The sequence below is a fragment of the Cellulomonas sp. URHB0016 genome (assembly GCF_054057935.1).
In genome coordinates, this window is the sequence record NZ_JBSRZU010000001.1 from 4,129,172 (window position 1) to 4,154,523 (window position 25,352).

The window sequence follows — 25,352 nt, forward strand, 5'->3', positions numbered from 1 at the left end:
GACAGTCTCCCCACCTCCGCACCAGGACAGGAGCACGCCGTGTTCGAGACCGGAGTCCGCCAGCTGCGCATGGCGCTGAGCATGACCTGGGGTCGACCGTTCAACACCGACTCGCTCACCCGGCTCGTCGCCGACGCGGTCGCCACGATCGCCGAGTTCGGTGAGCTCGGCCTGGAGGCGCGGGAGGTGATCGAGACGCCCTTCGCCGACGCCGCCGACCGGGCCGACCACGCGGACCGCTCGCTCCGGCGCACCGTCCGTCGGCTCGCGGACCTGTCGCCCTTCTACGCCGAACGGTTCGCCGCCGGCGGCTTCCAGGTGGGTACCGCCGACGCCACCACGCTGCTCGATGTGCCCGTGACCACGAAGCACGACCTCATGAGCCGCCCGCAGGACTTCATCTGCCACGGGAGCCGCCCGCACCTGGCCACCCGGACCACGGGGACCACCGGTCGTGCCCTGGAGATCTGGCTGTCCCGGTACGAGCTCGAGGTCGCGGCGGCGCTCGGCGCCCTGAGCGCGGTCCTGCACGACGAGCTCCACGTCGACGACCTGATGCAGGTGCACGTCAGCTCGCGGGCGACCGCCGCCGTGCAGCTCGCGTCCATGACGTGCCGGCTGGTGGGTGCACGCTGCCGGGTCCTGGGCATCATCGCCGCCGAGGATGCGCTCGACGCGCTCGCCGGCAGTGCCACCACGATGTCGGTCAACGCCAGCTATCTCGCCGAGCTGGTCGTCGCCGCCCAGCGCTGCGGCCTCGGCCCTGCCGACTTCCGGCTGCGCCGCATCGACTGCGTCAGCGAGATCCTCTCGCCTGCGGTGCGCGAGGCTGCCGAACAGACCTTCGGGGCACCGGTGTCGGACAACTTCGGCATGACCGAGGTCATCCCGGTGACCGGCACGAGCTGCTCGGCGGGGCACCTCCACCACGACCTGACCATGGGGCACGTGGAGGTCCTCGGTCTGGGGTCCGGCGTCGCGGCCGGCCCGGGGGAGCTGGGCTCGCTCGTCGTCACCCCGTACTTCCCCTATCGGGAGTGCATGCCGGTCCTGCGGTACGACACCCGAGACGTCGTGCGGCAGCTCGCCGGCCCGGCGGTGTGCGAGCAAGCCGGCATCCCCGCCACCAGCGCCGTGCTGGGCAAGGCGAGCCAGCTGATCGAGGTGACGCCGGAACGGGTCGTCACCCCGCGCGAGCTCGTCGAGGCGGTCGAGGACCTGCCCAGCAGACCCTGGCCGGCGCGCTTCCATGCGGAGCCGGACCATGGTCGCCTGCGCATCGACCTGCCGGCCGGTGCGGTGGCCGGCCTGAGCAGCGCCGGGCTGGCCGAGCACTTCGCCGGACACGGGCTCGACGCGCGGGTGCGGGTCCTCGACGACCACGAGGCGTCACGCCTGCGACGGGTCCGCAGCGACCTGCGGGAGCTCACCTTCGCCGCGCCCGAGCCGGTGCGAGCCTGACATGCCGACGCCGACCTCCTCCACTCTGCCCACCGTGCTCGCGTTGAGCGTGGCCCTCACGGGGACGCTCGTCACCATCGCGCTCTCGGTGGCCTACCTGCGCCGTGTGCGGCTGGACCGTCCCGCGATCGGGACGTTCAACGGTGTCGACGTCGTCGTCGTGTTCGGTTTCATCGTCGCGCTGCCGCTGCTCTACCTGGTCCTGCCGCTGACGCCGTTGCTCGTCGTCCTGGGTCTGACCTTCACCTCGGCCCTCGTGCTCGGCCTGCGGCCGCTCATCGGAGCCGGCGCGACGTGGATCGTCGTCGGGACGGTGGTCGCCGCGAACGTGTGGATGGGCCGGACGATGCTCGGCACCGTGACCGGCTGGCAGCTGTTCTGGCTCGAGAACGACGTGCTCGTGGTCTGTGCGGCCGTGACGACCGCGAACCTCTACGTGCAGGGCGGGATGCGGCTGCGGCACGTCGCCTGGTTCGGGCTGGTCCTGGCGGTGTACGACGCCGTCTTCACCTTCGTCTGGCCCGTCACCAACACCCTCGCGCAACGGTTCATCGGGTGGCCCTTCGACCCGTCCGTGGGCTTCCGCGTCGGCATCTACAACGCGACCGTCGGCCTGGGCGACCTGCTCATCTACGGCCTGTTCGTGATCGCCGCGCTGAAGGCGTACGGTCCGCGAGCGGCACGCGGCGCGGCGGTCATCGCCGTGACCTGCGGTGCGGTCGTGCCGGCGCTGCTCCCTGTGCTCACCGACGTGTTCATCGACGCACGGACCGACGTCATCGTGCCGGCGCAGGCGGCGTTCGGCCCCGCTGCCTTCCTGTACTACCGGTGGCTGCTGCGCACGTACGGCGCCGAGCGCACCATGGCCGGCTACCTCACCAGCCTCGACGCCGATCACCCCGGCCCGGCCCTGTCACTGGCGGGGAGCGTGCCATGAGGGTGGCGCCGCGTCAGTGGTACCGGAGGCATCGGGCGACGGTCGCGCTGGCGTCGGTGGCGCTCGCCGTGGCCCTCGGCCTCGGACTGACCGCACCCGCCACGTCCCCCGTGAGCGAGGGGCGGCCCGCCGCGCCCGGCACGGCGGGGGCGCCCGTCCACGGGCCATGAGCACCGACCGCCGGGCGGGCCACGCCGCCCTGCCGACGGTGCTGATCGTGCTCGGTGCGCTGGTCGCCGCCTGGCCGGTTCGTCCGTCGACCGGTGCCGGGGGAGCGGGGATCGGCGTCGATGCCGTCGTCGCACACGTGTCGGGGATGCTCGCGGGATACGGCGCGATCGTCCTCGTCGCCCTGATGTCACGGTGGCCGGTGATCGAGCGGGCGATCGGTGCCGACGAGCTCGCGCGGTGGCATGCACGCGGAGGCCGGCTCGTCATGACCCTCGTCGTCGCGCACGCCTGCGCCGCCGTCGCGGTCTGGGGCAGGGTCCGCGGTCTCGATGCCGGGAACGCCATGGTCGAGGTGGTACGGATGCCCGGCGTGGCCGCTGCGGTGGTCGCCGTCCTGCTCCTCCTGGCCGTCGCCGGCACCTCCGTCCGCCGTGCCCGGCGCAAGGTCAGGTACGAGACCTGGCACGGCATCCACCTGCTGAGCTACCTGGCGGTCGCCGCGGGGTTCGTCCACCAGCTGGCCGGACCGGACCTGGCCGGGCACCGGGCGGTACAGGTGGGCTGGTCGCTGCTCTACACGGCGGTGTTCGCGCTCGTCGTGCACCACCGGGTCCTCGTGCCGGTCCGCGCCGCGATGCGGCATCGGTTCCGGGTGGCGGCCGTCGTCGAGGAAGGCGTCGGCACCGTCTCCATCACGGTGGGTGGGGACCGTCTCGACGAGCTCCGGGCCGAGCCGGGACAGTACTTCCGGTGGCGTTTCCTGACACCGGACACATGGCTCAGCGCCCATCCGTTCTCCCTGTCGGCGCCACCGCGTCACGACGCCTTCCGCCTCACCGTCAGCGACCGGGGCGACGGGACCCGCGCGCTGCAGTCGGTCGAGCCGGGCACGTGGGTCGTCGCCGAGGGCCCGTACGGGATCCTGACCGAGCGCCGGCGCACCCGGCGTGACGTCGTGCTCATCGCCGGTGGGGTGGGCATCGCCCCGATGAGAGCGCTGTTCGAGACGCTGGCCATCCCACCCGGGGGCGACGTGCTCCTGCTCTATCGCACGGCCGATGCCGAGCACGCGCTGCTGGGCGACGAGCTCGACCGGCTCGCGACGCGGGCCGGCGCGCGGCTCCGCTATCTGACCCAGCCAGGTGGAGGACAGCTCACCACCGCCTCGCTGCTGGGCCGGGTGCCGGACCTGGTGAGGCGCGACGTGTACGTGTGCGGGCCGCCGGCGATGACGCGGATGCTCATGGCGGACCTGACCCGTGCCGGGCTGCCGCGGGCACAGCTGCACGCCGAGGGGTACGGGTGACCTGAGCAGGTTCTTCCGCCCCGACGAGCTCATGGACCGCTGCCGGAGTCCGGCCGCCGGAGCCGGAGCGCCGGCCTGCGACCGCGTCCGGGGCAACCAGTTGCGGCACCGCAGGAGCGGGCGAACCATGGGCTGGCCGGCCCTTCGATCGACGGAGATCGCCATGTCCGCTCCGATGCCCGCAGTGCGTCCCGCCCCCACCCGTCACTGGCGCCGTGTGCTCGCGCTGGTCATGGCCGTCGCCCTCCTCGCGATCGTGCCGACCGGGTCGCCCGCCTCGGCGGCGTCGCCGTCACCGGTCGTCGGCGTCGGCTCCGGCCGGTGCCTCGACGTGAACGGCGGCAGTCGCACCCCGGGGGCGAGGGTGATCATCTACGACTGCAAGGGCTCGTCGAACCAGTCATGGACGCTCACGCCGGCCGGCGAGCTGACGGTCTACGACTCGCAGACCTGCCTCGACGCCGGGCAGTCGCCGGCGCGAGGCGCGGCCGCGCGGATCTCCGCGTGCAACGGCTCCGCCGGCCAGCGGTGGCGGGTCGACGCCGACGGCCTGATCACGCACACCAGCACCGGTCTGTGCCTCGACGTCAGGGGCGCGGGCACCGCCAACGGCACGCCGGTGATCATCTCGACCTGCCACGGACTGCCGAACCAGCGGTGGACCAGCGGGTTCGGCGCTCCGGACGGTGTCCCGCCGACGGTCCCCGCCAACCCGCGGGTGAGCAACCTGGCGTGCAGCTCGGTGACGTTCTCGTGGGACGCGTCCACCGATGCGGTCGGGGTCGCGTACTACGACGTGTTCCACGACGGCCAGCTGGTCAGCACCGTCAGCGGCACGACCCTGTCCACGACGCTGGCGGTCGTGGCGGGGGTGCGCTGGGGTCTGTACGTCAATGCGCGCGACGCGGCCGGCAACGTGTCGCAGGCGAGCACGACGGTGTTCGTCACACCTCCGCAGTGCCAGGTCGACACGACGCCTCCGACCACGCCGACCGGCCTCGTCGCCTCGGTCTCCGGCACCACCGTGACCCTCCGGTGGACCGCCTCGACGGACGACACGGGAGTGCGCGCCTACGACGTGTATCGCGGCGGGACGAAGGTCGGGACGGTGACGGGCACTGCGACCGTGCCGCCGGGCACGTCCTTCGTCGACAGCGGTCTCGCGGCGAGCACGGCGTACCGCTACGACGTCGTGGCGCGCGACGGTCAGGACAACGCCTCGGCGCACAGCGCAGCGGTCGCCGTGACGACGGGTGCGGCGTGCGGCGCATCCGTGTGCGGCGTGACGCAGGTCGGCACCGACAACGACATCCCGTGGGGTCTGACGACCCTGCCGGACGGCAGCATCCTGTACACCCGGCGCGACGCGCACGACATCGTGCGCCTCGACCCGACCACCGGCGTGAGGACGACGGCCGGGACGGTGCCGGGCGTCGAGGGGACGGACGGTGAGGGAGGTCTCCTGGGCCTGGCCATCGCCCCGACGTTCGCGACCGACCACTGGCTCTACCTCATGCTCACGTCGGCGACCGACAACCGCATCGTGCGCGTGCGCTACGAGAACGGCGCGCTCGTGCCGTCGAGCCTGCAGGTGCTGCTCACGGGGATCCTGCGCAACAAGTACCACAACGGCGGCCGCCTGCGGTTCGGCCCCGACGGCAAGCTGTACGCCGCCACCGGGGACGCGCAGAACGGCGCGTACGCGCAGGACATCGACGGCCTCAACGGCAAGGTGCTCCGTCTGGACCCCGACGGGTCCGTCCCGTCGGACAACCCCTTCGGCAACTACGTCTGGAGCTACGGCCATCGCAACCCGCAGGGCCTGGCGTTCGACTCCCGAGGGCGGCTGTGGGAGCAGGAGTTCGGCAACTCCGTGATGGACGAGACGAACCTCATCACCAAGGGCGGCAACTACGGGTGGCCGGCGTGCGAGGGCACGACGGGCACCTGCGGCACCGCAGGCTACGTCGCACCCAAGCACACGTACCCGACCGCCCAGGGCTCCTGCTCCGGCATCGCGATCGTCCGGGACGTCCTGTACGTCGCCTGCGAGCGCGGCGCCCGGCTCTACCGGGCGGAGATCAGCGGCACCTCGCTGGTCAACGTCGAGGCGTACCTCACCGGCACGTACGGGCGCCTGCGGACCGTCGAGCCCGCGCCCGAGGGTCTGTGGCTCACGACGACGAACTACGGTGACAAGGACAGCATCGCGGGCAACAGCAACGAGAAGGTGCTGCGCGTCGCTCTCGGTGGCTGATGCCGGGGCGTCGAGGGCGCCTGCACCGCTCCGTCCGGGGAACGCGTCACCTGACCGGCACGGCCGTGCGGGCGTCGCGCCCGGCCAGGACGTCGCGGACGTTGTCGAGGGCGAGCCGGCACATGCGGTCGCGGGTCCGGTCGCCCGCGCTCGCGATGTGCGGCTGCAGCACCACGTTGTCGAGCGTCGCCAGCTCGGGGTTCACCTTCGGCTCGCCCTCGAACGTGTCGAGGGCGGCGCCGGCGAGCCGGCCGGAACGCAGGGCGCGGATGAGTGCCGACTCGTCGACGACGCCGCCACGCGCGGCGTTGACCAGGTACGAGCCGGGCTTCATGGCCGCGATCGCGTCGTCGTCGATGAGGTGGTGCGTCGAGTCCCGCAGCGGCACGTGCAGGCTGACGACGTCCGAGCCCGCGAGGAGGTCGTCGAGCTCCGCGATCGTCACGCCGTCGACACGGTCACCGGGTGCGTGGTGCGGGTCGTGGGCGAGGACGTTCATCGAGAACGCCTGCGCCCTCCTCGCCACCGCGCGGCCGATGCGGCCCAGGCCCACGATGCCGAGGGTCGCGCCGGCGCTGACGTCCAGGCCGACCAGCATGCGCGGGCCCCAGATCCACGGCTCGCCCGACCGGACGAACCGGTCCGCCTCCACGACGCGGCGGGTGACGGCCAGGATCATCGCGAACGTGTGGTCGGCGGTGGCGTCGTCGAGCACGCCGGGCGTGTTCGTCACGACCACGCCGCGCCGCGTCGCCTCGGCGACGTCGATGTTGTCGTACCCCACGGCGACGTTCGCGACGACGCGCAGCTGCGGGCCGGCGGCGTCGAGGAGCTCGGCGTCCACCTTCTCGGTCAGGGTGACGACCGCGGCAGCGGCGCCCGCCACGTCGCGGAGCAGGCGGTCCCGCTCGGGGGGCGCCTCCTCACCGGTGACGACCGGGAGGCCGAGGTCCGCCAGGCTCTCCATCGCGGGGTCGGTCAGGGTGCGGGCGACGTACAGATGAGGCTGGGTCACGACGAGCTCCTCGCAGGACGGGTCTAGGCGACCGTGGTCAGGTCGGACGGGGTGCGCAGGGGCGTCAGAGGCGGCCGGCCGACGACCAGCTGCCAGAGCTCCTGGTAGTGCTGCCACCGGTCCTCGATGGCCGTGCGCCACGACTCCCGGGGGTGCACGAGCCGGGAGGACGGGGGAGCGACGGTGTGCCCCTCGAGGGTCTCGACCGCCATGGCCGCGGCCCCGATCGACGGCAGGTGGCTCTCGTCGACGACGCGGACGTCCTTGTCGAGGAGGTCGGCGAGCAGCTGGGGGACCGCGACGTCGGAGCCGAACGCGCCCGAGAGCAGCACGGGTCCCTGGTCGGGCGACACGCAGCTCTCGATGATCATCCGGTCGGCGAACAGGACACCCTCCAGCACTCCACGCGCCGCCTGGCGCTCACCGGTGCCGGCGACCATGCCGATCAGGGCGGTGCGCGGCTCCGTCAGCCAGAGGGGACCGCGTTCGGGCACCACGTGCGGGATGAACACGGGCGCACCGCCGACGTCGCGCCGGGGATCGGCCCACGCGTCCTCGATGAGGCTCTGCACGGATCCGCCGTGGTTCCCGTAGCCGAGCAGCCGGGCGCCGATGGCGAGCGCGTCGCCGCCGTTGGTCACCCCGTTGATGAGCCACTGCCCTGGCCGTACGTCCGCCCGCTGGAGCGCCTGCGCCCGGGTGTCCGGCGCCGCGATGCAGCTCGAGATCACGTGCGTCGTCCCCATGATGAACAGCGGCGCGCCGCCGGGCCGCACCCCGAGGCAGAACGAGGCGGCGGGCGTGTCGGCCGAGCCCACGACGACCGGGATGTGCGGAGCCAGCCCGAGCGACTCCGCGACGAACGGCCGCAGGGCGCCGAGGACGGACAACGACGGCCGGATCGGCGGCAGCAGCTCCGCCGGCACGTCGAGGCGTGCGAGGACGTCGTGCATCCAGTCCCCCGCAGGGGAGCTCACGTCGAACGCTCCCGTGTAGGACGCCTGGGTGCGGTCCAGGGCCGACTCCCCGGTGAACCACTGTCCCAGCCAGCTGCCGACCAGGCCGAGCCGGTGCGCGTCGCGCAGTGCTTCCGGCTCGTGCTCGGCGAAGAACGAGTGCGCGCCGATCATCGTGGTGGCGGGCGACAGGTGGTTGCCCGTCCGGCGCCGGTCCTCGGCGCCGAGGGCGCTGTGCGCGCGGGCGCTGTGACCGACGTTCTCCGGGTGGTCCCACGTCAGGCCTGCCGCGAGCGGCACGCCGTCCGGGTCGAAGAGCACCGCGGTCGGGCAGTGCACGGCCAGTCCGAGGGCGACGGCGGACTCCGCTGCCGGACCCAGTGCCCGGCATGCGCCGGTCACGCTGGCGATCCACGCGACGGGGTCCGCGCGGCCCACCCCGACCTTCCGTGCGTCGGAGTGGGCCACGCGCGAGCGGGCCAGGACCGTGCCGTCGGAGTCGATCAGCGCCGCTTTGGTCGCCGTCGTCCCCAGGTCGACCCCTACGTACGTGCTCATCGTCGAGACCTTTCCCGGGTGGCCGCTGGGCCCCCCGCCTTCAGTCGGTGAGCAGCTTCTCCGCGTCGGCCGGGCTGGCGCCGTCGTGGATGACGGCCCGCAGCGCCCGGACCATCTTGGCGGGGTCCTGCGCGCCCCAGACGTTGCGGCCGGCCGTCATGCCGTGCGCACCGGCCTCCACCACCGCGGCCGCCTGCTCGAGGACGTCGCGCGGGTTGGAGACCGGCGCCCCGCCGGCCGCGACGACGATGGCCGGGGTGCCGTCGACGACGGTGCGGAACTCGTCGGCCGAGCCCGTGTACCAGGTCTTCACGATGTCGGTACCGAGCTCCGCTGCCGCGCGGGCGGCGTAGAGCACCGACTCCGTGCTGCCCTTCCTGTCACCCCAGAGCTCACCGCTCGGGTAGGCGTGGCAGACCACGGGGATGCCCCACTGGTGGGCCTCCTCGACGACGTTCGTCAGCATCTCGAGCATGGCCACCTGGTTGGACGACCCGGCCGAGATGCCCACCGCGATGCCGTCGGCGCCCAGGCGCAGCGCGTCCTGGACGGTGGCGATCGTCGCGTCGTAGGTCGGGTGGAAGTCGACGGAGAACATCGACGCCTTGAGGATCCACGGGATCGGCGCGGGGTTGCCGCCGAAGACGTGGCCGGCGATGCCCTTCGTGATCGTGACGGCGTCGGGGCGGCCCTCGGAGATCGCGGCGAACGTCGAGCCGATGGAGGCCAGCCGGGGGGAGACGCCGCGGGGGACGGCCTGGTCGAGGGCGACGGTGACCGTGCGGCCGTCGAGGCCGAAGAGACGGCGGAGCCGGATCTCGCGGCCGAGGCCGGCGGTCGTCCCCGTCGTGTTGAGGGAGTATGCGGTGCTGGTGCTCATGATGCTTCCTTCCTGGGTGTGGTCGGCGCCGTGCCGGCACCGTGGTCAGGCTGGGAGAGTGGCGGGCGACGCGTCAGGCCCAGGGGTCGACGCCGACGCGCATGTCCTTGCCGGAGGCCGCGAGCTCGAGCGCGTCGGCGGTGCGGTCCAGGGGGAGCTGCGAGCCGATGAGGTCGGCGACCTTCAGCCGGCCGTCGGCGATGAGACCGGCGACGGCGTGGAAACCGTCGAGCCGGCAGGACGAGGCGCCGACGATCTCCCACTCGTTGTAGTGGATGTCGTTCGCCACGACCGACAGCTCGGCGCTCGAGGGGAACCCGGCGAAGACGGAGACGCGGGCCCCGGGCGCGAGCGCCGCGGTGTACGGGGTGAACGCGTCGGTCCGCCCGATCGCCATGATGAGGACGTCCACGCCGCCCTTGCTCCACTCGGCGATCTGCGTCGCGGTGTCGTCACCGGGCGCGAGCACCAGGTCGGCGCCCGAGGCGGCGGCGACCTCGCGCCGGGCCTCGATCGGGTCGACGGCGGCGACGCGGGGCACGCCGAGCGCCTTGGCGAGGCGGATGTGCAGCAGCCCGAGCGGTCCGCAGCCGACGACGAGCAGCGTCTCCGCCTCGGTGGTGCGGACCAGCTTCTGTGCGTTGTACGCGCAGGCCGTGGGCTCGACGATGGCCGCTTCCGCCGCGGACACGCCCGGCAGCGGGACCAGGTTGCGGACGGCACGGGCCGGCACGCGGACGTACTGCGACAGCCCGCCGGCGAGCTGGTAGCCGAACGCGACCCGGTTGCGGCAGATGTTCTCGTGGCCCTTGCGGCAGGCGGCACACTCTCCGCACGCCACGATCGGGTAGACGCACACCTGCGTCCCGACCTCGAGCCCTGCCGGCAGCGGGCCGTTGCTGTCCACCACGTGACCGGCGAACTCGTGGCCGAGCACCGTGGGGAAGGAGACGTTGCGGCTCTTGGTCCCGTTGTAGATCCGCAGGTCGGTGCCGCAGAGCAGGGTCGCGTCGACCTGGACGAGGACGTCGCCGGGCTCCAGCTCGGGGACGTCCACCTCCTCGATGCGCAGGTCGAGCGGGGCGGAAAGGACGGCGTGGCGCATCACGAGATCTCCTGTCGGGGGGTGGCGGTCTCGCCCACGTCGACGAGGCCGTCGACCGGGGCGAGATGGATGTGGGTGGCGCCCGCGTCGCGCATGCGCTCCAGCTGCGCGGGGGAGGCGCCGGAGTCGGTCACGAGCTCCCACGGGCGGTCGAGCGGGGACCAGAACGGGAAGGCCCCGCCGTCGAGCTTCGACGAGTCCGCGAGCAGCACGACGCGCGCGGCGCGCTGCATCATCACCGTCTTCAGCCGGCTCTGCTCGAGCGTGCGGCAGGCGAGGCCGGTCGAGGGGTCGAGGCCGTCGGTGCCGAGGAACGCCGTGGCGGCGTGCACCTGGCGCAGCATGTCCTCCGCGACGCCACCGGTGATGGTCTCGTTGATGCCGCGGAGCCGGCCGCCGAGGACCACCAGGTCGACGCCGTCGGCGGCCATGAGCGCGTTCACCACGCCGATGCCGTTCGTCACCACGGTGAGCGGGTCGCGGTCGCCGAGATGCTCGGCGAGGCAGCTCGTGGTGCTGCCCGCGTCGAGGATCACCAGGTCGCCGTCGGAGACGAAGCCGGCCGCCTCCCGGCCGATGGCGTCCTTCGCGCGGCGGAACGTGGTCCGGCGCTCTCGGGTCGGGACCTCGACGGTGCGCAGGAGCGCGACGCCGCCGTAGGTCCGTGCCACCCCGTGCCGCTCGCGCAGCCGCGTCAGGTCGCGCCGGACGGTGGCGAACGAGACGCCGAAGCGGCGGGCGATCTCCTCGACGGACAGGTCCGCCTCCGGGTCGTCCTGCAGCATGCGGAGGATCTGGGCGCGGCGGGCCGCGCCCTTGTGGTCGGTCCTGCGCTGAGTGGCGTCGTTCGTCATGAGAGAAGTTCTACCGTGCGCGGATCGCTCAGTCAAGCGTTAGATGCGCGAATCGCGCATTGAACATCGATCGCGCGCTTCACGTGAGGGAACCGAGCACCGAAGATCTGGCGAAAGTGACCCTTGACGCACGTGGATGATTGAAACGATCATCGTGCTCTCGACAGGATGCGCGGACGCGTCAAGCAGCGGCTCTCGATCGCGCCATCGCCTTCCCGCTTGGTGAGCGGATCACGCACAGGTCGCCTGGCCTCTGCCTCGGTGCTAGGGAGGAAATCGTGAGCAGCACAACGCAGGCTCAGGGACGGATGACCGTCCCCAGCGTCTCCAGCCGCGCGACGCGGGTGCGGTGGTTCATCGCCATCGCGTGTGCCGTCGGCCTGGCCATCAACTACATCGACCGGTCGGCCGTCTCGGTCGCGCTGCCCTTCATGTCGGAGGACTTCGCGCTGTCCCCGGCGCAGCAGGGACTCGTCCTCTCCGCGTTCTCGTGGTCGTACGCGCTCATGCAGATCCCCGCGGGCCGCCTCATCGACCGGTTCGGCGAGCGCATCATGTTCGGCGCGTCCGTGCTGGTGTGGTCGCTGTTCACGGGGTTGACCGCCCTCGCCTCCGGGTTCGGGGTCCTCATGGGCCTGCGGCTCGGCCTGGGCGTCGGGGAGGCCGGCGCCTACCCCTCGTCGGCGAAGACGATCTCCCGGTGGTTCCCGAGCCGCCAGCGCGCACGCGCCACCTCCGTCTACGACTCCGGCGCCCGCATCGGCAGCGCCGTGGCCACCCCGGTCATCGCGGTGATCATCGCGGTGTGGGGATGGCGTGCCGTCTTCGCCATCGCCTTCGTCCTCGGTGCGCTGTGGACGATCGGCTGGTGGGCGCTGTACCGGCGCCCCGAGGCCATGAAGCGGGTCAACGCCGACGAGCTGGCCGTCATCAACGAGGACCGCGGCGTCGCAGCCCCTTCCGCCGCGACGGAGCGTCCGATGGCGCTGCGCCGGCTGCTGCGCTACCGCACGGTCTGGGCCATGATGCTCGGATTCTTCTGCGTCAACTTCATGGTGACGTTCTTCCTCACCTGGTTCCCGTCGTACCTGGTCGACGAGCGCGGCTTCGACCTGCTCAAGCTCGGCATCTTCGGCGCCATCCCGCCGATCGCCGCCATCCTCGGCTCGTGGATCGGCGGCCTGACCGGCGACTTCCTGCTCGCGCGCGGCTGGTCGGTCACCCGCGTGCGCAAGACCTGCCTGGTCGCGGGCATGCTGCTGTGCGCGGTGATCTCGCTGGCGGCCGTCGCCCCCGAGGCGTGGCAGGCGCTGGCGCTCATGTCGATCTCCTACGGCGCGGCCGCCTTCACGATCGTCACGATCTGGTGCCTGCCGGCCGACGTCGCCCCCACAGGCACGGTCGCCTCGCTCGGCGCCACGCAGAACTTCTTCGCGAACATCGGCTCGGCCCTCAGCCCGATCGTCATCGGCGCGCTGTACGGGGCCACCGGCGCCTTCGAGGTGCCGCTGGTCCTGGCCGGCGCGGTCGCCGTGGCCGGTGCGCTGATCTTCGGCGTCATGCTGCGACGCGTGGAGCCGCTGGTGAAGCCCCTGCCGGTCGCCTGACCGACGCCCCGAACGGCGGGCGCGCCGGGCGGTCGACCCCCCGGCGCGCCTGTCCCCACCTCCGCCTGTGCGCGACCCACCTCACGAGGAGCTCCGGTGCATGTCCTGATCTGCCCCGACAAGTTCAAGGGCACGGCGTCCGCCGACGAGGTCGCCCGCGCCATGGCCCGCGCGGTCGAGCGGCGCGGCTGGGACGCGGTGCTGATGCCGATGGCCGACGGCGGCGACGGCACGCTCACCGCGCTCGGCGGACCCACCAGGACGAGCACCGTCACCGGGCCGCTCGGCTCGCCGGTGACGGCCGGCTGGCGGCTCGACGGTGACCTCGCGGTGATCGAGGCCGCCCACTGCGCCGGCCTCGTGCTGGCCGGCGGCCCGACAGGCAACCGCCCGCTCGAGGCCACCACCCACGGCGTCGGCGAGCTGCTGCTGGCAGCTGTCGCTGCCGGGGCGCGCCGGATCCTCGTCACCGTCGGCGGCGTCGCGACGACCGACGGCGGCGACGGCGTCTGGCACGCGCTCGGCGGCAGGATGCCCGACGACGTCGACGTGCGGGTCGCGTGCGACGTGACCACGCGGTTCCTGGACGCCGCACGGGTGTTCGGCCCGCAGAAGGGCGCGACCGCGGCGGACGTGGAGACGCTCAGCCGGCGGCTCGTCGGCCTCCGCGACGAGTACCTCCGGCACACCGGGTGCGACGTCCAGGACGTGCCGGGGGGCGGGGCGGCCGGAGGGCTCGCCGGTGGGCTCGCCGCGTTGGGCGCCCGCCTGGTGCCGGGCATCGACCTCGTCGCCGACGTTCTCGGGCTCGACGCCGCCATCGCGGAGGCCGACCTCGTGCTCACGGGGGAGGGCCGGCTCGACCAGCAGTCCTTCGAGGGCAAGGTCGTCGGAGGCGTCGCTCAGCGCTGCGCGCGGGCCGGAGTGCCGTGCCTCGCCGTCGTCGGTGTCGCCGACCGGGTCGCCGCTCCGATCCGCGTCCTCAGCCTGGTGGACGTCTGCGGCCTGGAGCGCGCTCTGCACGCGACGACCGAGTCGATCACCGCCGTCACCGAGGGGCTGCTCCACGACGCGGTTGCGGTGCCTTGAGCAGGGAGAGCGTCGGACCGTTCCACGTCCGCCTGCGGCCACGGCGTCACTTGCGGTAGAGGAACGTCGGGGCGTCGATCGAGGTCTGCACGACGAGCAACCGGGCGCTCACCTCCCCGTACAGGGGAGACGCGGGGCGGCTGCTCGCCCGCAGCCGGCGTTCGGCGAGCAGCGAGTCCGCGATCAGGACCACCGACTGCGTGAAGCGTCCGTCCGGACGGGCGACGAGCGGGTTGTGCACGCTCATGACGCCCTGCGACCACCGGAGGTCGACGTCCTGGCCGGGCGGGAAGTCGGTGCCGATCACGAACACCGTGTCGCCGGGTCGCGCGACGGCCGGAGTGACGACGACGCGCGGCCGTCGCACGGTCACCTCCTGCGCAGCGGTGTCGTCCGCGGCGCTCTCGTCGGGCGACGTCGTCGTCACGCTGCCGGTGACCGCCACGGTGACGGGCGGCGTGGGAGCAGGCGAGGGCAGCGACGGCACGGGCGGCGGGTTCAGCGTGGCGGTCAGCACGGTGGCCGCGCCACCCGCGAGCGCCCCGAGGGCGCAGGTCCCCGCACCGTCGAGGCACGGCTGGCCCGTCGGCAGGACGACGAGCGGCGCCGGGAAGGTGGTCGTCAGCCGCACGTCCTGCACGGGCTGGGTGCCGACGTTGCGGACGGTGAACGTCGCCGTCAGCCCGTGTCCGCCGGCCCACACGTCGGGGGAGGAGAGGGCGACCGTGACCGCCACACCTCCCGTCCCGTGCAGCTCGACCTGTGCGGCGTTGTTGGCGACCACCCGCTCGGGCGTCGAGCTGGCGACCACCCCTGCGACGGTCGTGGTGACCCCGTCGCGGACGCCCTCCACGGGGATCGAGAACTGCGCCGCCTGGCCCGCAGCGAAGGAGTCGGGCAGCTGGCACGTCACGAGCGTGCCCGAGACCGTGCACCCGGTGGCCCCCAGCGTGCTGACGCCGTCCGGCAGCTGCACCGTCACGGAGCCGTCGGTGACCAGCGCGGGTCCGGCGTTCGTCGCGGTCGCCGTCACCGTCGCGCCGCTCGAGGACACGGGCCCCGACGCCATGGTCAGCACCAGGTCGGTGAACGGCCGGTACGCCGGCTGGTGCTGCGGCCCCGGACGGTCGACGACCCGCCGGACCGCGGTGCCGTCCGCCGACACCGCCCAGATGCCGCGGACCTGGGGCTGACCGGCGGGCACGCCGGAGAACGCGATCTCGGTGCCGTCGGGTGACCACTGCGGCTGGTCGGACCGGGCGATCAGCGTGCGGCTGGGGGTGGCCGAGCGCGTCGCGTCCAGCCCGGTGAGGGTGCGCGCGCCCGCCACGTCGATGCCGACGGCGGACGTGGTGAGCTCGAGGACGCCGATGCCTCCCCGGGCGTCGACCCGCGCAGGGTCGTCGGGCGGGACCGACAGCTCCAGCGACGCGACCGCCATCTCGGCGCCGTCCGGCGACACCGAGACCGACGTGCCGAGCACCGGCGTGCGGCAGCCCTCCGGGCCGGACCCGGACGGCATGCAGTAGGTCAGCTCCGTGGCGTCGCGCGTCTGCGTGTCGACCGTCCAGACGGTGAACCGCTCGGTCGGACGCGTCTGCGTGTCGCCCCAGGCCCGCGCGAAGGCGATGTGGCGGCTGTCGGGGAACCACGAGGGGTCGACGTCGAACGGCGTGCCACGTTCCGGTCGGTCGTGCGACGTGATCGTGCTGGTCCGACGGCTGCCCCCGTTGCCGGGTTCCGCCACGGGCACGGTGAAGATCCGCGGCGGGTCGTAGCCGGCGGTGCCGATCGCCTGCCGGCGCACGAACGCGACCGTGGAGCCGTCGGGCGACCACGTCGGGTTGAGGTCGATGTCACGGCTCGACCGGTCGTACGGGAAGTCGACCGCCTCGAGCGTGTCCGCGCGTGCTACTGCCAGCCGCCATCCGGGACCACCGCCCCCGTCGGATCGCACGCTGTACGCGACGAACCTGCCGTCGGGCGAGTAGTCGATCCCGGCCTCGCTGATGTCCCGCCGGCGACTGACGTGGTCCTCGTCCACGGGTTGGTTCCGGTAGATCTCCCGCACCGCCGAACCGTCGGCCGCCAACGCGTCGCTCACGTCGGTGGTGGCCACCTCGGACGTGTAGACGAGGTTCGCGAACGTGCCCGAGGGGAACCGGTCGTAGAACGTCCAGGTGGCGTGCGACTCGGCCCGGCCGTAGACGTCGACCTGCGAGCGCTGGCCGTCGAAGAACAGCTCGCCGTCGTTCGTCCACGCCGCCACCCAGATGCCTCCGGCGGGGTCGTCCCGCGTCGAGGTGAACGCCAGCGCCCACGGCGACCCGTCCGGGCTCCACGACGGCTCGTCCGCCTGGACCCGGAGCTCGGGGAACCCGGCGTAGGGGTCCTCGACCGGGTCCGGGAGGGCGGCGCCGTCCAGGACGAGCAACGCGAGCGACCCGTCCGGCTCCCAGCGGGTCGTGGTGAACGCGATCACCCACCCGTCGTCCTCGCCGACGACGCGGGCGTCGGGCTCCGTGTCGGCGACACCGACGTCGGTGGTGAGTCGCAGCAGGTCCGAACCGTCGATGTCGATGCGATACAGGTCGCCGAGCGGGTCGTCCCGCGTGCTCGAGAACACCACGGTGTCGGCGTCGAGCCACGTCGGCCAGGAGCTGTCGCCCTCGCCGTTCGTCACCCACTGCGGGTCGGCCTGCCGGCAGGAGTCGACACCGGCCGGCGCGGCGTTCGCGACCACGATGTCCCAGGTGCCGTGGGCGTTGCTCGCGTACGCGATGCGCTTGCCGTCCGGGGACATCGAGGGGTGCGTCTCCTGGGCGGGGTCACAGGTGATTCGCGCGTCGGGGCCGCCGCTCCCCGACAGCTCGGGCTGGAAGTAGACCTCGCCGGGGTCCTCGGCCCCGGTCGGCGCGTCCGGGTCCTCCCGTGCGGCCGTGCTGACCCAGGTGACGGTGGTTGCGGAGGTGCCCTGCGTGCTCGTGGTACCGCCGGTGGCCTCCCCGTCGTGGCCGTGACCACGTCGGAACGGGCTGTCGGAGGTCTCCGCGTCCTCGGTGAACACGGCGGGCATGTTCGAGTCCCTGGGCGGCGTGGGGTCGACGATCGCGGTGGGTCGGGCGGCAGCCGCGCTGCCGTCGAGGGTCCCGCTCCCGGTGCCGGCAGCAGCAAGGGCGCCGGGGAGAGCATCCGCGAGCCCGGTGTCGCCCGTGCCGGCGGACGACCGGGACAGCTGTCTCAGCTCGTCGGACTGGTCGACGAACCCGAGCCGCGCCGCAGTGTCGGTGATCTCGGTGACTCCCTCCTTGCAGCTCGTGCCGCTGCCGAACCGGAGGTGGTCGATGATGACGGCGGAGTCCAAGTCGGGGTCGCCGAGGTCCTGGACGGACAAGATGAGCTGGTATCCGCCGTCGGTGCCCCTCTGGAGTGGGCTCTTCGCCGTGAGGGCGGGTGTCGCGCCGTCCATGGTGGTGCCCGGCGTCGGGGACATCCCGAAGACCGTGTTGATGCTCACGGGGTTGCCCGAGCTGTCGTACGCGAAGTTCAACGGCGCGACGACCTCGTTCTCGCCGAGCGTGAACTGGGAGTCGTTGAGCTCGGCGGTGAAGATGTCGTTGAACTCGGTCCCGACGAACTCCGGGTACTCCTCGGACAGGAACGTGAAGTCGAACAGGACGCACGTGGCGCGGGCCGGCGGTGCCAGGCGCAGCCGGACCTGGGTGAGGTCGTTGCCGTCGGCGCCGGCGGGCGCCCCCGGCAGGTCGGTGGACACGAACGTGTCCGCAGTGCCCGGCGCGACCGCGGTCGCGTCTCCGGTCGACAGCACCAGGTAGGTGCCGGCTCTGGTCGGGAAGTCGACGACCGGGCTGCTGCCCACCGCGACTGCGGCTGGGTCCGCGTCGAGCGTGACCCCGGTGACCGTGCCGGCGGGGGCGTCGACGGCCGTGATCAGCGCGGCGCTCGTCGGAGCGGCGATCGCGGCCGGGGCAGTGACCAGTCCTGCGGCCACCAGGGCGTGACAGAGGACGGCAGTGGCGACGATGCGGACGCCCATCGGTTCCCCCCGGAGATGCGCGCGTGTGGGACGAACCTATGGGTCGCGCGGAACGGGGGGACAGCAGAAAAGGACGATTTCACCCCAATGCCGCAAAGACCGCAATCCGCCGTCGCACCGTGTGTCAGCCGGGGAACCACCGCTGCACGTGCTCGACGATCGCGCGGTCGAACGCGTCGTCGTCGTGCCGCTCCCGCAGCCACTCCTGGAAGCTCTCCCCGGCGGCGGCGGCGTCCAGCTCCCGCCGGCACGCGGCTGTGTCCGTGACCGCGCGCAGGAGCAGCGCCTCCGCCTCGGCGGGTGTGCGGTAGAAGAACGGGAACGCGGCCGGCAGGAGGGCCCGGGCCCAGGGCAGGTCCGGGAAGACGCCGACCGCACCGGCCACGAGGGCCTCGATGTACTCCAGGCCGTAGGACTCCTCGGTGGCGGTCGCGAGGAAAGCGGTCGTGCGGGACAGGGCCTCCCAGTAGTCGTCGCGGCTCGCGGTGAGCGGGCCGATCCAGCACCACGGGCGGCGGGACAGCCGCATGGCCTGCTCGGAGACGAGGTGCGACTCGACGAGCCGCGCCTCGACGCGGATCGGGGTGCGACGGTGCACGCGCTCGACGACGTCGATGAACGTCGCGGGGGCCTTGCGCTCGGACAGGTAGATCGCCGGGTACAGCACGACCGGGATCGGTGGCTCCTGCCGGGGCCGGACGTGCTCGAGGCGGATGCCGAGATTGACCCAGCCCGTGCATGCCTGCTCAGCGAGCTGCTGGACGGTCCACTGCCCGACGATCTCGCGGACCTCCGTGGCGGTGCGCTCGGAGTTGGCGAAGGTCGGGAACAGCGCGCACGACAGGGCGAGGGCGGCACGCTCGACGCGATGGTCGAACTGGGCGGTGTCCCACCACACGAAGTTCATGACCTTGGGCTCGTCGCAACCAGCGCGCAGCTGCCGCCACACACTGACGGAGTCGACGACGTCCATGTTGACGACGACCGTGTCGGACCCGTCGACGAACGCGAGGGGGAGCATGTCGAACCCGTCGCAGCGGCGCGGCCCGTCGCCGATCACGAGCGCCCCGGGGAACACCCGCAGCAGGCGCCGCACCAGGGTGGCGCCGGCGTCGTGCCCGGCGACCCGCCCGCTCTCCACGAGCAGCTGGCCGTAGCGGATCGCGATCCTGGTCATCGGGCCGGGCTCTCGAGGACCGGCTCCGCCGTCTCGACGGGCCCGGGCTGGGGCGGCGCACCGTCGTCGACGGCAGACGGCCCTTCGTCGAGCGAGCTCCGGATCCGCATGCCGTAGAACGACCGGTGCACGAAGTACGCGGAGGTCAGGAAGAACACCGCGGCGAGGATGACGACGAGGGTGTGCCGGCCGCGGGCGGTCATGTCGACGGCGAGGTCCACGGCGAGCAGGCCGAACAGGGTCGTGAACTTGATCACGGGGTTGAGGGCCACCGAGGAGGTGTCCTTGTACGGGTCGCCGACGGTGTCGCCGACGATCGTCGCATCGTGCAGCGCGGTGCCCTTGGCGTGCAGGTCCACCTCGACGATCTTCTTCGCGTTGTCCCAGGCGCCGCCCGCGTTCGCCATGAAGATCGCCTGGTAGAGGCCGAAGATCGCGATGGAGATGAGGTAGCCGATGAAGAACGACGGTTCGACGAACGCGAAGGCCAGCGTCGCGAAGAAGACGCCGAGGAAGATCGTGAGCATGCCCTGCTGGGCGTACTGGGTGCAGATCTCGACGACCTTGCGGGAGTCCTCCTCGCTGGCCTTCGTCTCACCGTCGAGCTTGATGGTGCCCTTGATGAACTCGACGGCCCGGTAGGCGCCGGTCGTCACCGCCTGGATGGACGCGCCGGTGAACCAGAAGATCATCGCGCCGCCGGTGATGAGACCGAGCAGGAACGGCGGGTGCAGCAGCGACAGGTTCTCCAGGCCGGACGTGAGGCCGTCGGTCAGGCCGACGATGATCGAGAAGATCATCGTCGTGGCACCCACCACGGCGGTGCCGATGAGCACCGGCTTGGCGGTCGCCTTGAACGTGTTGCCGGCGCCGTCGTTCTCCTCGAGCATCCGCTTGCCCTTGTCCCACTGCGGCGTGAACCCGAAGTCCCTGTCCAGCTCGGCGTCGATGTCGTCGATGTCCTCGATGACGGACAGCTCGTACACGCTCTGGGCGTTGTCGGTCACGGGACCGTAGGAGTCGACCGCGATGGTGACCGGGCCCATGCCGAGGAACCCGAACGCGACGAGTCCGAAGGCGAACACGGACGGCGCCACCATGAGGTCGCCGAGACCCTGCGTGCTGATGAGGTACGCGCCGCCCATGAGCCCGACGACGACCATCCCCAGCCAGTAGGCCGAGAAGTTGCCGGCGACCAGGCCGGACAGGATGTTGAGCGACGCCCCACCCTGGCGGGAGCTCTTGACGACCTCGCGGACGTGCCGGCTCTGCGTCGAGGTGAACGCCTTGACGAGCTCCGGGATGAGGGCGCCGGCGATCGTGCCGCACGAGACGATCAGCGCGAGCCGCCACCACTGGGCGTCGACCTCGCCGCCCCCGAGCACCACGAGCGTGGTGACGAACGTGGCGACGATGCAGGCGGCGGACGTGAGCCACACGAGGCTCGACAGCGGCGCCTCGAAGTCCATCCGCTCGGCGTCCCGGTACTTCCGCTTGGTCCACGCGTCGTTGACCTGGTACGACGCGGCCGCGGCGATGATCATCACGGCCCGCACGACGAAGATCCAGACGAGCAGCGTCGCCTGCACGGTCGCGTCGGGAACGGCCAGCAGCACGAACGTCACGAGCGCGACGCCGGTGACGCCGTACGTCTCGAACCCGTCGGCGCTCGGGCCCACCGAGTCGCCCGCGTTGTCGCCCGTGCAGTCGGCGATGACGCCGGGGTTGCGGGCGTCGTCCTCCTTGATCTTGAACGCGATCTTCATGAGGTCCGAGCCGATGTCGGCGATCTTGGTGAAGATGCCGCCCGCGATGCGCAGCGCCGAGGCACCGAGCGACTCGCCGATCGCGAAGCCGATGAAGCAGGCGCCGGCGATGTCGCGCGGCAGCGCCAGCAGGATGAGCAGCATCATCATCAGCTCGAGGCTGATGAGGACCATGCCGATCGACATGCCGGACCGCAACGGGATGCGGTGCAGCGGCAGCGGCTTGCCGCGCAGTGACGCGAAGGCCGTCCGCGAGTTCGCGAGCGTGTTGACGCGGATCCCGAACCAGGCGACGGCGTACGAGCCGGCCATGCCGATCAGCGAGAACGCGATGACCACCGCGACCCGTCCCCACCCGAACCCGACGAGCACCCGGTAGTACACGACGATCACCGCGGCGATGAACACCCACAGCATCAGCAGGAACTTGCCCTGCTTCGTCAGGTACGCCTTGCACGTCGAGTAGATGAGCTCGGAGACCTCGAGCATCGACCGGTGTACCGGCAGCGCTCGCAGCTCGCGGTACACCGCCGCCCCGAACGCCAGCCCCGCCATGCAGACCACCAGCCCGAGCGCGAGCAGCACCCGTCCCGAGATCCCCCAGAGCACATGAACGCCACCGAGGTCGGGGAGCTGGAGGCTCGCCTCCCCGCCGGAGGTGCCGATCCCCGCACCTGCTGCTGTCCTGACCACGGCCGTCCTCACCTCGTCACAGATCCTTCACGTCTGCGTCGAAAATAGGTGCGCAGGTCAGGCACGGTCTGAGACCAAAGTCACTTCTCGGGCGCGTCTCGAGCACCCAGGTCAGGGCGCGAGCGCCGGGCCGCGGGCGGATGTTCGATCACAGGCGCGCCACGGCCGGGGCGCCGCGGGACCGAGGCGCCGTCATGCCGCCGTGACGGTGCGCAGGCCCGGCCCCGGGAGGGGGACAGGCCCGGCGGGTGCCGACGGGGTGTTCCGGGCCTACTCGCCGAGCGGCGCCAGCGCGCCCGTGACGCGCACGTCCACGGGCACACCGTCGGTGTCTGCCGGAACGTCGACGGTCGGGTCGACGACGTTGACGCGCAGGACGTAGCCGCTTCCCCTCCTCGCCACACCGACGCCGGTCACACCCGCGCGACCCATGAGCTCGGTCCGGAGATGACCCTGGGCCCTGCGGGCGGACTCGAGGTCGGCGCGTGCGGTCCGCGACCGGACGTGCCGGCGATGCGGTGCCCGGTCCCGGTGTGCTGGCCGCGATGCGGCGACAGGCCCGGACGCGGGAGGCGCCTCCCCACGGCCGGCCGCCGGGGCGACTCCCGTGTCGACCGGGACCGTGAGCTGGAGGTCCACCAGGATGCTCCCGCCGACCCGTCGCACCTGCAGGTCACCGATCCCGTGGCCGGCGAGGTCCCGGAACGCTTCGAGCGCAGCCCCGCACACCGGCCCGGAGACGTCGAGCGTGGCCCACACGGTCCGGGTGCCTCGGGCAGCCGCGGTGAGCACGGCCTGGCGGACCAGCCGGGCGGCGGCTCGCGCGGCAGGCAGGCCCTCCTCCGTCCGGACCTCGAGCGTGGCGCGCAGCGGATCGTCGTACCTGGTCTCCACCGTCGCCTGCTCCGACGTCATGTCCGCGCGGTCCCGTGTGCCCACCATCACCGTTGCCCCCTTGCACGTGGTCCACCCAGCCCATCGCGAAACGGGCATAACAACCAGGGTCGAACGTCCCTGGTCCGCGCGCCCGGCGTCGACCTGGGTGCGTTCGAGGTCTACGGTGAAAGTCCGTTCTTCATCGAAGGTTCCGAGGTCCCGGCAGCCGTTCGAGACGGCTCTGCGCGTCTGGCTGCGCATGCGGGTGCGGTCGGTGAACGACCTCGAGGGAGCCACCATGAACACCACCACCATCGACCCGGTCGCCCCGCAGGCGTGGGCGGGTTTCACCACCGGGCCGTGGGCGGACGGCATCGACGTCCGTGACTTCATCCAGCGCAACTACACGCCGTACGAGGGCGACGACACGTTCCTGGCCGGTCCTACGGCGCGCACCGCTGCCGTCTGGGCGCAGGTCGCCGCGATGTTCCCCGAGGAGCGTGCCAAGGGCATCTACGACGTCGACCCGCACACACCGTCGACCATCACGTCGCACGCCCCTGGCTACGTCGACAAGGACAAGGACCTGATCGTCGGGCTCCAGACCGACGCCCCGCTCAAGCGCGCGATCATGCCGAACGGCGGCTACCGGATGGTCGAGACCGCCCTCACCACCTACGGCTACGAGCCGGACGCAGCCGTGCGCGACATCTTCACCAAGTACCGCAAGACACACAACGACGGCGTCTTCGACGCCTACCCGACGGACGTGCGCAAGGCACGGTCCGCGCACCTGATCACCGGTCTGCCGGACGCCTACGGTCGTGGGCGGATCATCGGCGACTACCGCCGCGTCGCGCTGTACGGCGTCGACGCGCTGATCGCGGCCAAGCGGCGCGACCGCTCGATGCTCGACATGGAGCGGTCGGTCGAGGACGTCATCCGCGACCGTGAGGAGCTGGCCGAGCAGACCCGGGCGCTCGGTGAGCTCAAGACGATGGCCGCGTCCTACGGCTACGACATCTCCGGCCCGGCGACGACGGGCCGTGAGGCCGTGCAATGGCTGTACTTCGCCTACCTGGCCGCCGTGAAGGAGCAGAACGGCGCGGCCATGTCGCTGGGCCGCACGTCCACGTTCCTCGACATCTACCTGCAGCGGGACCTGGCGGCGGGCGTCCTCACCGAGGAGCAGGCGCAGGAGCTCGTCGACGACTTCGTCATCAAGCTGCGCATCGTGCGGTTCCTGCGCACCCCGGAGTACGACGCCCTGTTCTCGGGCGACCCGACGTGGGTCACCGAGTCGATCGGCGGCATGGGGGAGGACGGGCGCACCCTCGTCACCAAGAGCTCGTTCCGCCTCCTCCAGACCCTGTACAACCTGGGCCCGGCGCCGGAGCCGAACATGACCGTCTTCTGGAGCGAGAACCTGCCGGCGGGCTTCAAGGAGTTCTGCGCGAAGGTGTCGATCGACACCTCCGCCATCCAGTACGAGTCCGACGCGCACATCACGTCGGTCTGCGGCGACGACGGCGCCATCGCCTGCTGCGTGTCACCGATGCGGGTCGGCAAGCAGATGCAGTTCTTCGGCGCGCGGGTCAACCTCGCCAAGGCCCTGCTCTATGCCATCAACGGCGGCCGCGACGAGGTGTCCGGCACGCAGGTCGCGCCGGTCTCCACGCCGGTCGAGGGTGACGTCCTGGTCTACGACGACGTCCGTGCCAAGTTCGACGCGGTGATGGACTGGCTCGCGCAGACCTACATCGACGCGCTCAACGTCGTCCACTTCATGCACGACAAGTACGCCTACGAGCGCATCGAGATGGCGCTGCACGACAGCCAGGTCCTGCGCACCCTTGCGTGCGGCATCGCCGGGCTCTCCGTCGTGACCGACTCGCTGTCGGCCATCAGGTACGCGACGGTCCACCCGGTGCGCGACGAGTCGGGCCTGGTCGTCGACTACGTCATCGAGGGCGACTACCCGACGTACGGCAACGACGACGACTCGGTCGACGAGATCGCCGTGGAGGTGGTGCGGGCGTTCATGGCGAAGATCCGGCACCTGCCGACCTACCGTGGCGCGGTGCACACCCAGTCGGTGCTGACGATCACCTCGAACGTCGTCTACGGCAAGGCGACAGGCAACACCCCTGACGGCCGCCGGTCCGGAGAGCCGTTCGCGCCGGGAGCCAACCCGATGAGCGGCCGCGACTCGCACGGCATGCTCGCCTCCGCCCTGTCGGTGGCCAAGCTGCCCTTCGACGAGGCGCAGGACGGGATCTCGCTGACGAACACGGTCACCCCTCCAGGGCTGGGCCGCACGCGGACGGAGCAGGTGGGCAACCTGGTCGGCCTGCTGGACGCCCAGATGATGTCCGAGGGCTACCACATGAACGTCAACGTGCTGAACGAGGACACGCTGCGCGACGCGATGGAGCACCCGGAGAGCTACCCGCAGCTGACCATCCGGGTGTCCGGCTATGCGGTGAACTTCGTCCGCCTCACCCGCGAGCAGCAGCTCGACGTGCTGTCGCGGACGTTCCACGGCTCCATCTGAGCCTGCCGGACGACGGCTCCGGTCCTCCGACCC

Annotated in this window: 16 protein-coding genes; 7 read left to right on the plus strand and 9 right to left on the minus strand. The window is 72.0% G+C overall.

From position 1 onward, the window contains the following. Positions 1-39: 39 nt before the first annotated feature. From ACVW07_RS19020 to ACVW07_RS19035, 4 genes are all read left to right on the plus strand, one after another. The gene (locus tag ACVW07_RS19020; RefSeq protein ID WP_456820760.1) at positions 40-1,461 is read left to right on the plus strand and encodes a hypothetical protein; all 1,422 of its coding nucleotides are present in this window, start codon (positions 40-42) and stop codon (positions 1,459-1,461) included. Between the two features lies 1 nt (position 1,462). Continuing rightward, positions 1,463-2,398, plus strand: coding sequence for a hypothetical protein (locus ACVW07_RS19025; protein ID WP_456820761.1), 936 nt, complete (start codon positions 1,463-1,465; stop codon positions 2,396-2,398). Positions 2,399-2,564: 166 nt separating this feature from the next. Continuing rightward, positions 2,565-3,875, plus strand: coding sequence for a ferredoxin reductase family protein (locus ACVW07_RS19030; RefSeq protein WP_456820762.1), 1,311 nt, complete (start codon positions 2,565-2,567; stop codon positions 3,873-3,875). Between the two features lie 163 nt (positions 3,876-4,038). Beyond that, positions 4,039-6,132, plus strand: a complete 2,094-nt coding sequence (locus ACVW07_RS19035) for a PQQ-dependent sugar dehydrogenase (RefSeq protein WP_456820763.1) — start codon at positions 4,039-4,041, stop codon at positions 6,130-6,132. Positions 6,133-6,178: 46 nt separating this feature from the next. Here ACVW07_RS19035 and ACVW07_RS19040 read toward each other — a convergent pair whose 3' ends face one another. From ACVW07_RS19040 to ACVW07_RS19060, 5 genes are all read right to left on the minus strand, one after another. Beyond that, positions 6,179-7,147, minus strand: coding sequence for a 2-hydroxyacid dehydrogenase (locus ACVW07_RS19040; protein WP_456820764.1), 969 nt, complete (start codon positions 7,145-7,147; stop codon positions 6,179-6,181). A gap of 23 nt (positions 7,148-7,170) precedes the next feature. Further along, a complete protein-coding gene (locus ACVW07_RS19045) occupies positions 7,171-8,661 on the minus strand; it encodes a xylulokinase (RefSeq protein ID WP_456820765.1) in 1,491 nt (496 codons plus the stop codon). A 40-nt stretch (positions 8,662-8,701) separates the two neighbouring features. Beyond that, positions 8,702-9,541 carry a class I fructose-bisphosphate aldolase gene (locus ACVW07_RS19050; protein ID WP_456820766.1) on the minus strand — a complete coding sequence of 280 codons (840 nt, stop codon included), beginning with the start codon at positions 9,539-9,541 and terminating at the stop codon, positions 8,702-8,704. 73 nt (positions 9,542-9,614) lie between these two features. Beyond that, a complete protein-coding gene (locus ACVW07_RS19055) occupies positions 9,615-10,646 on the minus strand; it encodes an alcohol dehydrogenase catalytic domain-containing protein (protein WP_456820767.1) in 1,032 nt (343 codons plus the stop codon). Continuing rightward, a complete protein-coding gene (locus ACVW07_RS19060) occupies positions 10,646-11,500 on the minus strand; it encodes a DeoR/GlpR family DNA-binding transcription regulator (protein ID WP_456820768.1) in 855 nt (284 codons plus the stop codon). Before ACVW07_RS19060 ends, ACVW07_RS19055 begins: the two co-directional genes overlap by 1 nt. A gap of 278 nt (positions 11,501-11,778) precedes the next feature. Here ACVW07_RS19060 and ACVW07_RS19065 point away from each other — a divergent pair, with 278 nt between their 5' ends. Further along, positions 11,779-13,107: an MFS transporter gene (locus ACVW07_RS19065; RefSeq protein ID WP_456820769.1), complete on the plus strand. Its 1,329-nt coding sequence runs from the start codon at positions 11,779-11,781 to the stop codon at positions 13,105-13,107. Between the two features lie 96 nt (positions 13,108-13,203). Further along, positions 13,204-14,196: a glycerate kinase family protein gene (locus ACVW07_RS19070; RefSeq protein WP_456820770.1), complete on the plus strand. Its 993-nt coding sequence runs from the start codon at positions 13,204-13,206 to the stop codon at positions 14,194-14,196. Positions 14,197-14,242: 46 nt separating this feature from the next. On the opposite strand, the gene ACVW07_RS19075 is transcribed toward ACVW07_RS19070, so the two are convergent. From ACVW07_RS19075 to ACVW07_RS19090, 4 genes are all read right to left on the minus strand, one after another. Further along, complete coding sequence (locus ACVW07_RS19075; protein WP_456820771.1) at positions 14,243-18,253, minus strand: choice-of-anchor L domain-containing protein; 4,011 nt, start codon at positions 18,251-18,253, stop codon at positions 14,243-14,245. Between the two features lie 124 nt (positions 18,254-18,377). Next, positions 18,378-19,430 carry a glycosyltransferase family 1 protein gene (locus tag ACVW07_RS19080; RefSeq protein WP_456820772.1) on the minus strand — a complete coding sequence of 351 codons (1,053 nt, stop codon included), beginning with the start codon at positions 19,428-19,430 and terminating at the stop codon, positions 18,378-18,380. Continuing rightward, on the minus strand, positions 19,427-21,889 hold the full coding sequence (locus ACVW07_RS19085; RefSeq protein ID WP_456820773.1) for a sodium-translocating pyrophosphatase: 2,463 nt from the start codon (positions 21,887-21,889) through the stop codon (positions 19,427-19,429). The genes ACVW07_RS19080 and ACVW07_RS19085 overlap by 4 nt, the downstream gene beginning before the upstream one ends. A 270-nt stretch (positions 21,890-22,159) precedes the next feature. Further along, positions 22,160-22,804 (minus strand): hypothetical protein, encoded by a 645-nt coding sequence (locus tag ACVW07_RS19090; protein ID WP_456820774.1) that lies wholly within the window; start codon positions 22,802-22,804, stop codon positions 22,160-22,162. Between the two features lie 259 nt (positions 22,805-23,063). On the opposite strand from ACVW07_RS19090, the gene pflB reads away from it, so the two are divergent. After that, the gene (gene pflB, locus ACVW07_RS19095; protein ID WP_456820775.1) at positions 23,064-25,319 is read left to right on the plus strand and encodes a formate C-acetyltransferase; all 2,256 of its coding nucleotides are present in this window, start codon (positions 23,064-23,066) and stop codon (positions 25,317-25,319) included. Positions 25,320-25,352: the final 33 nt, after the last annotated feature.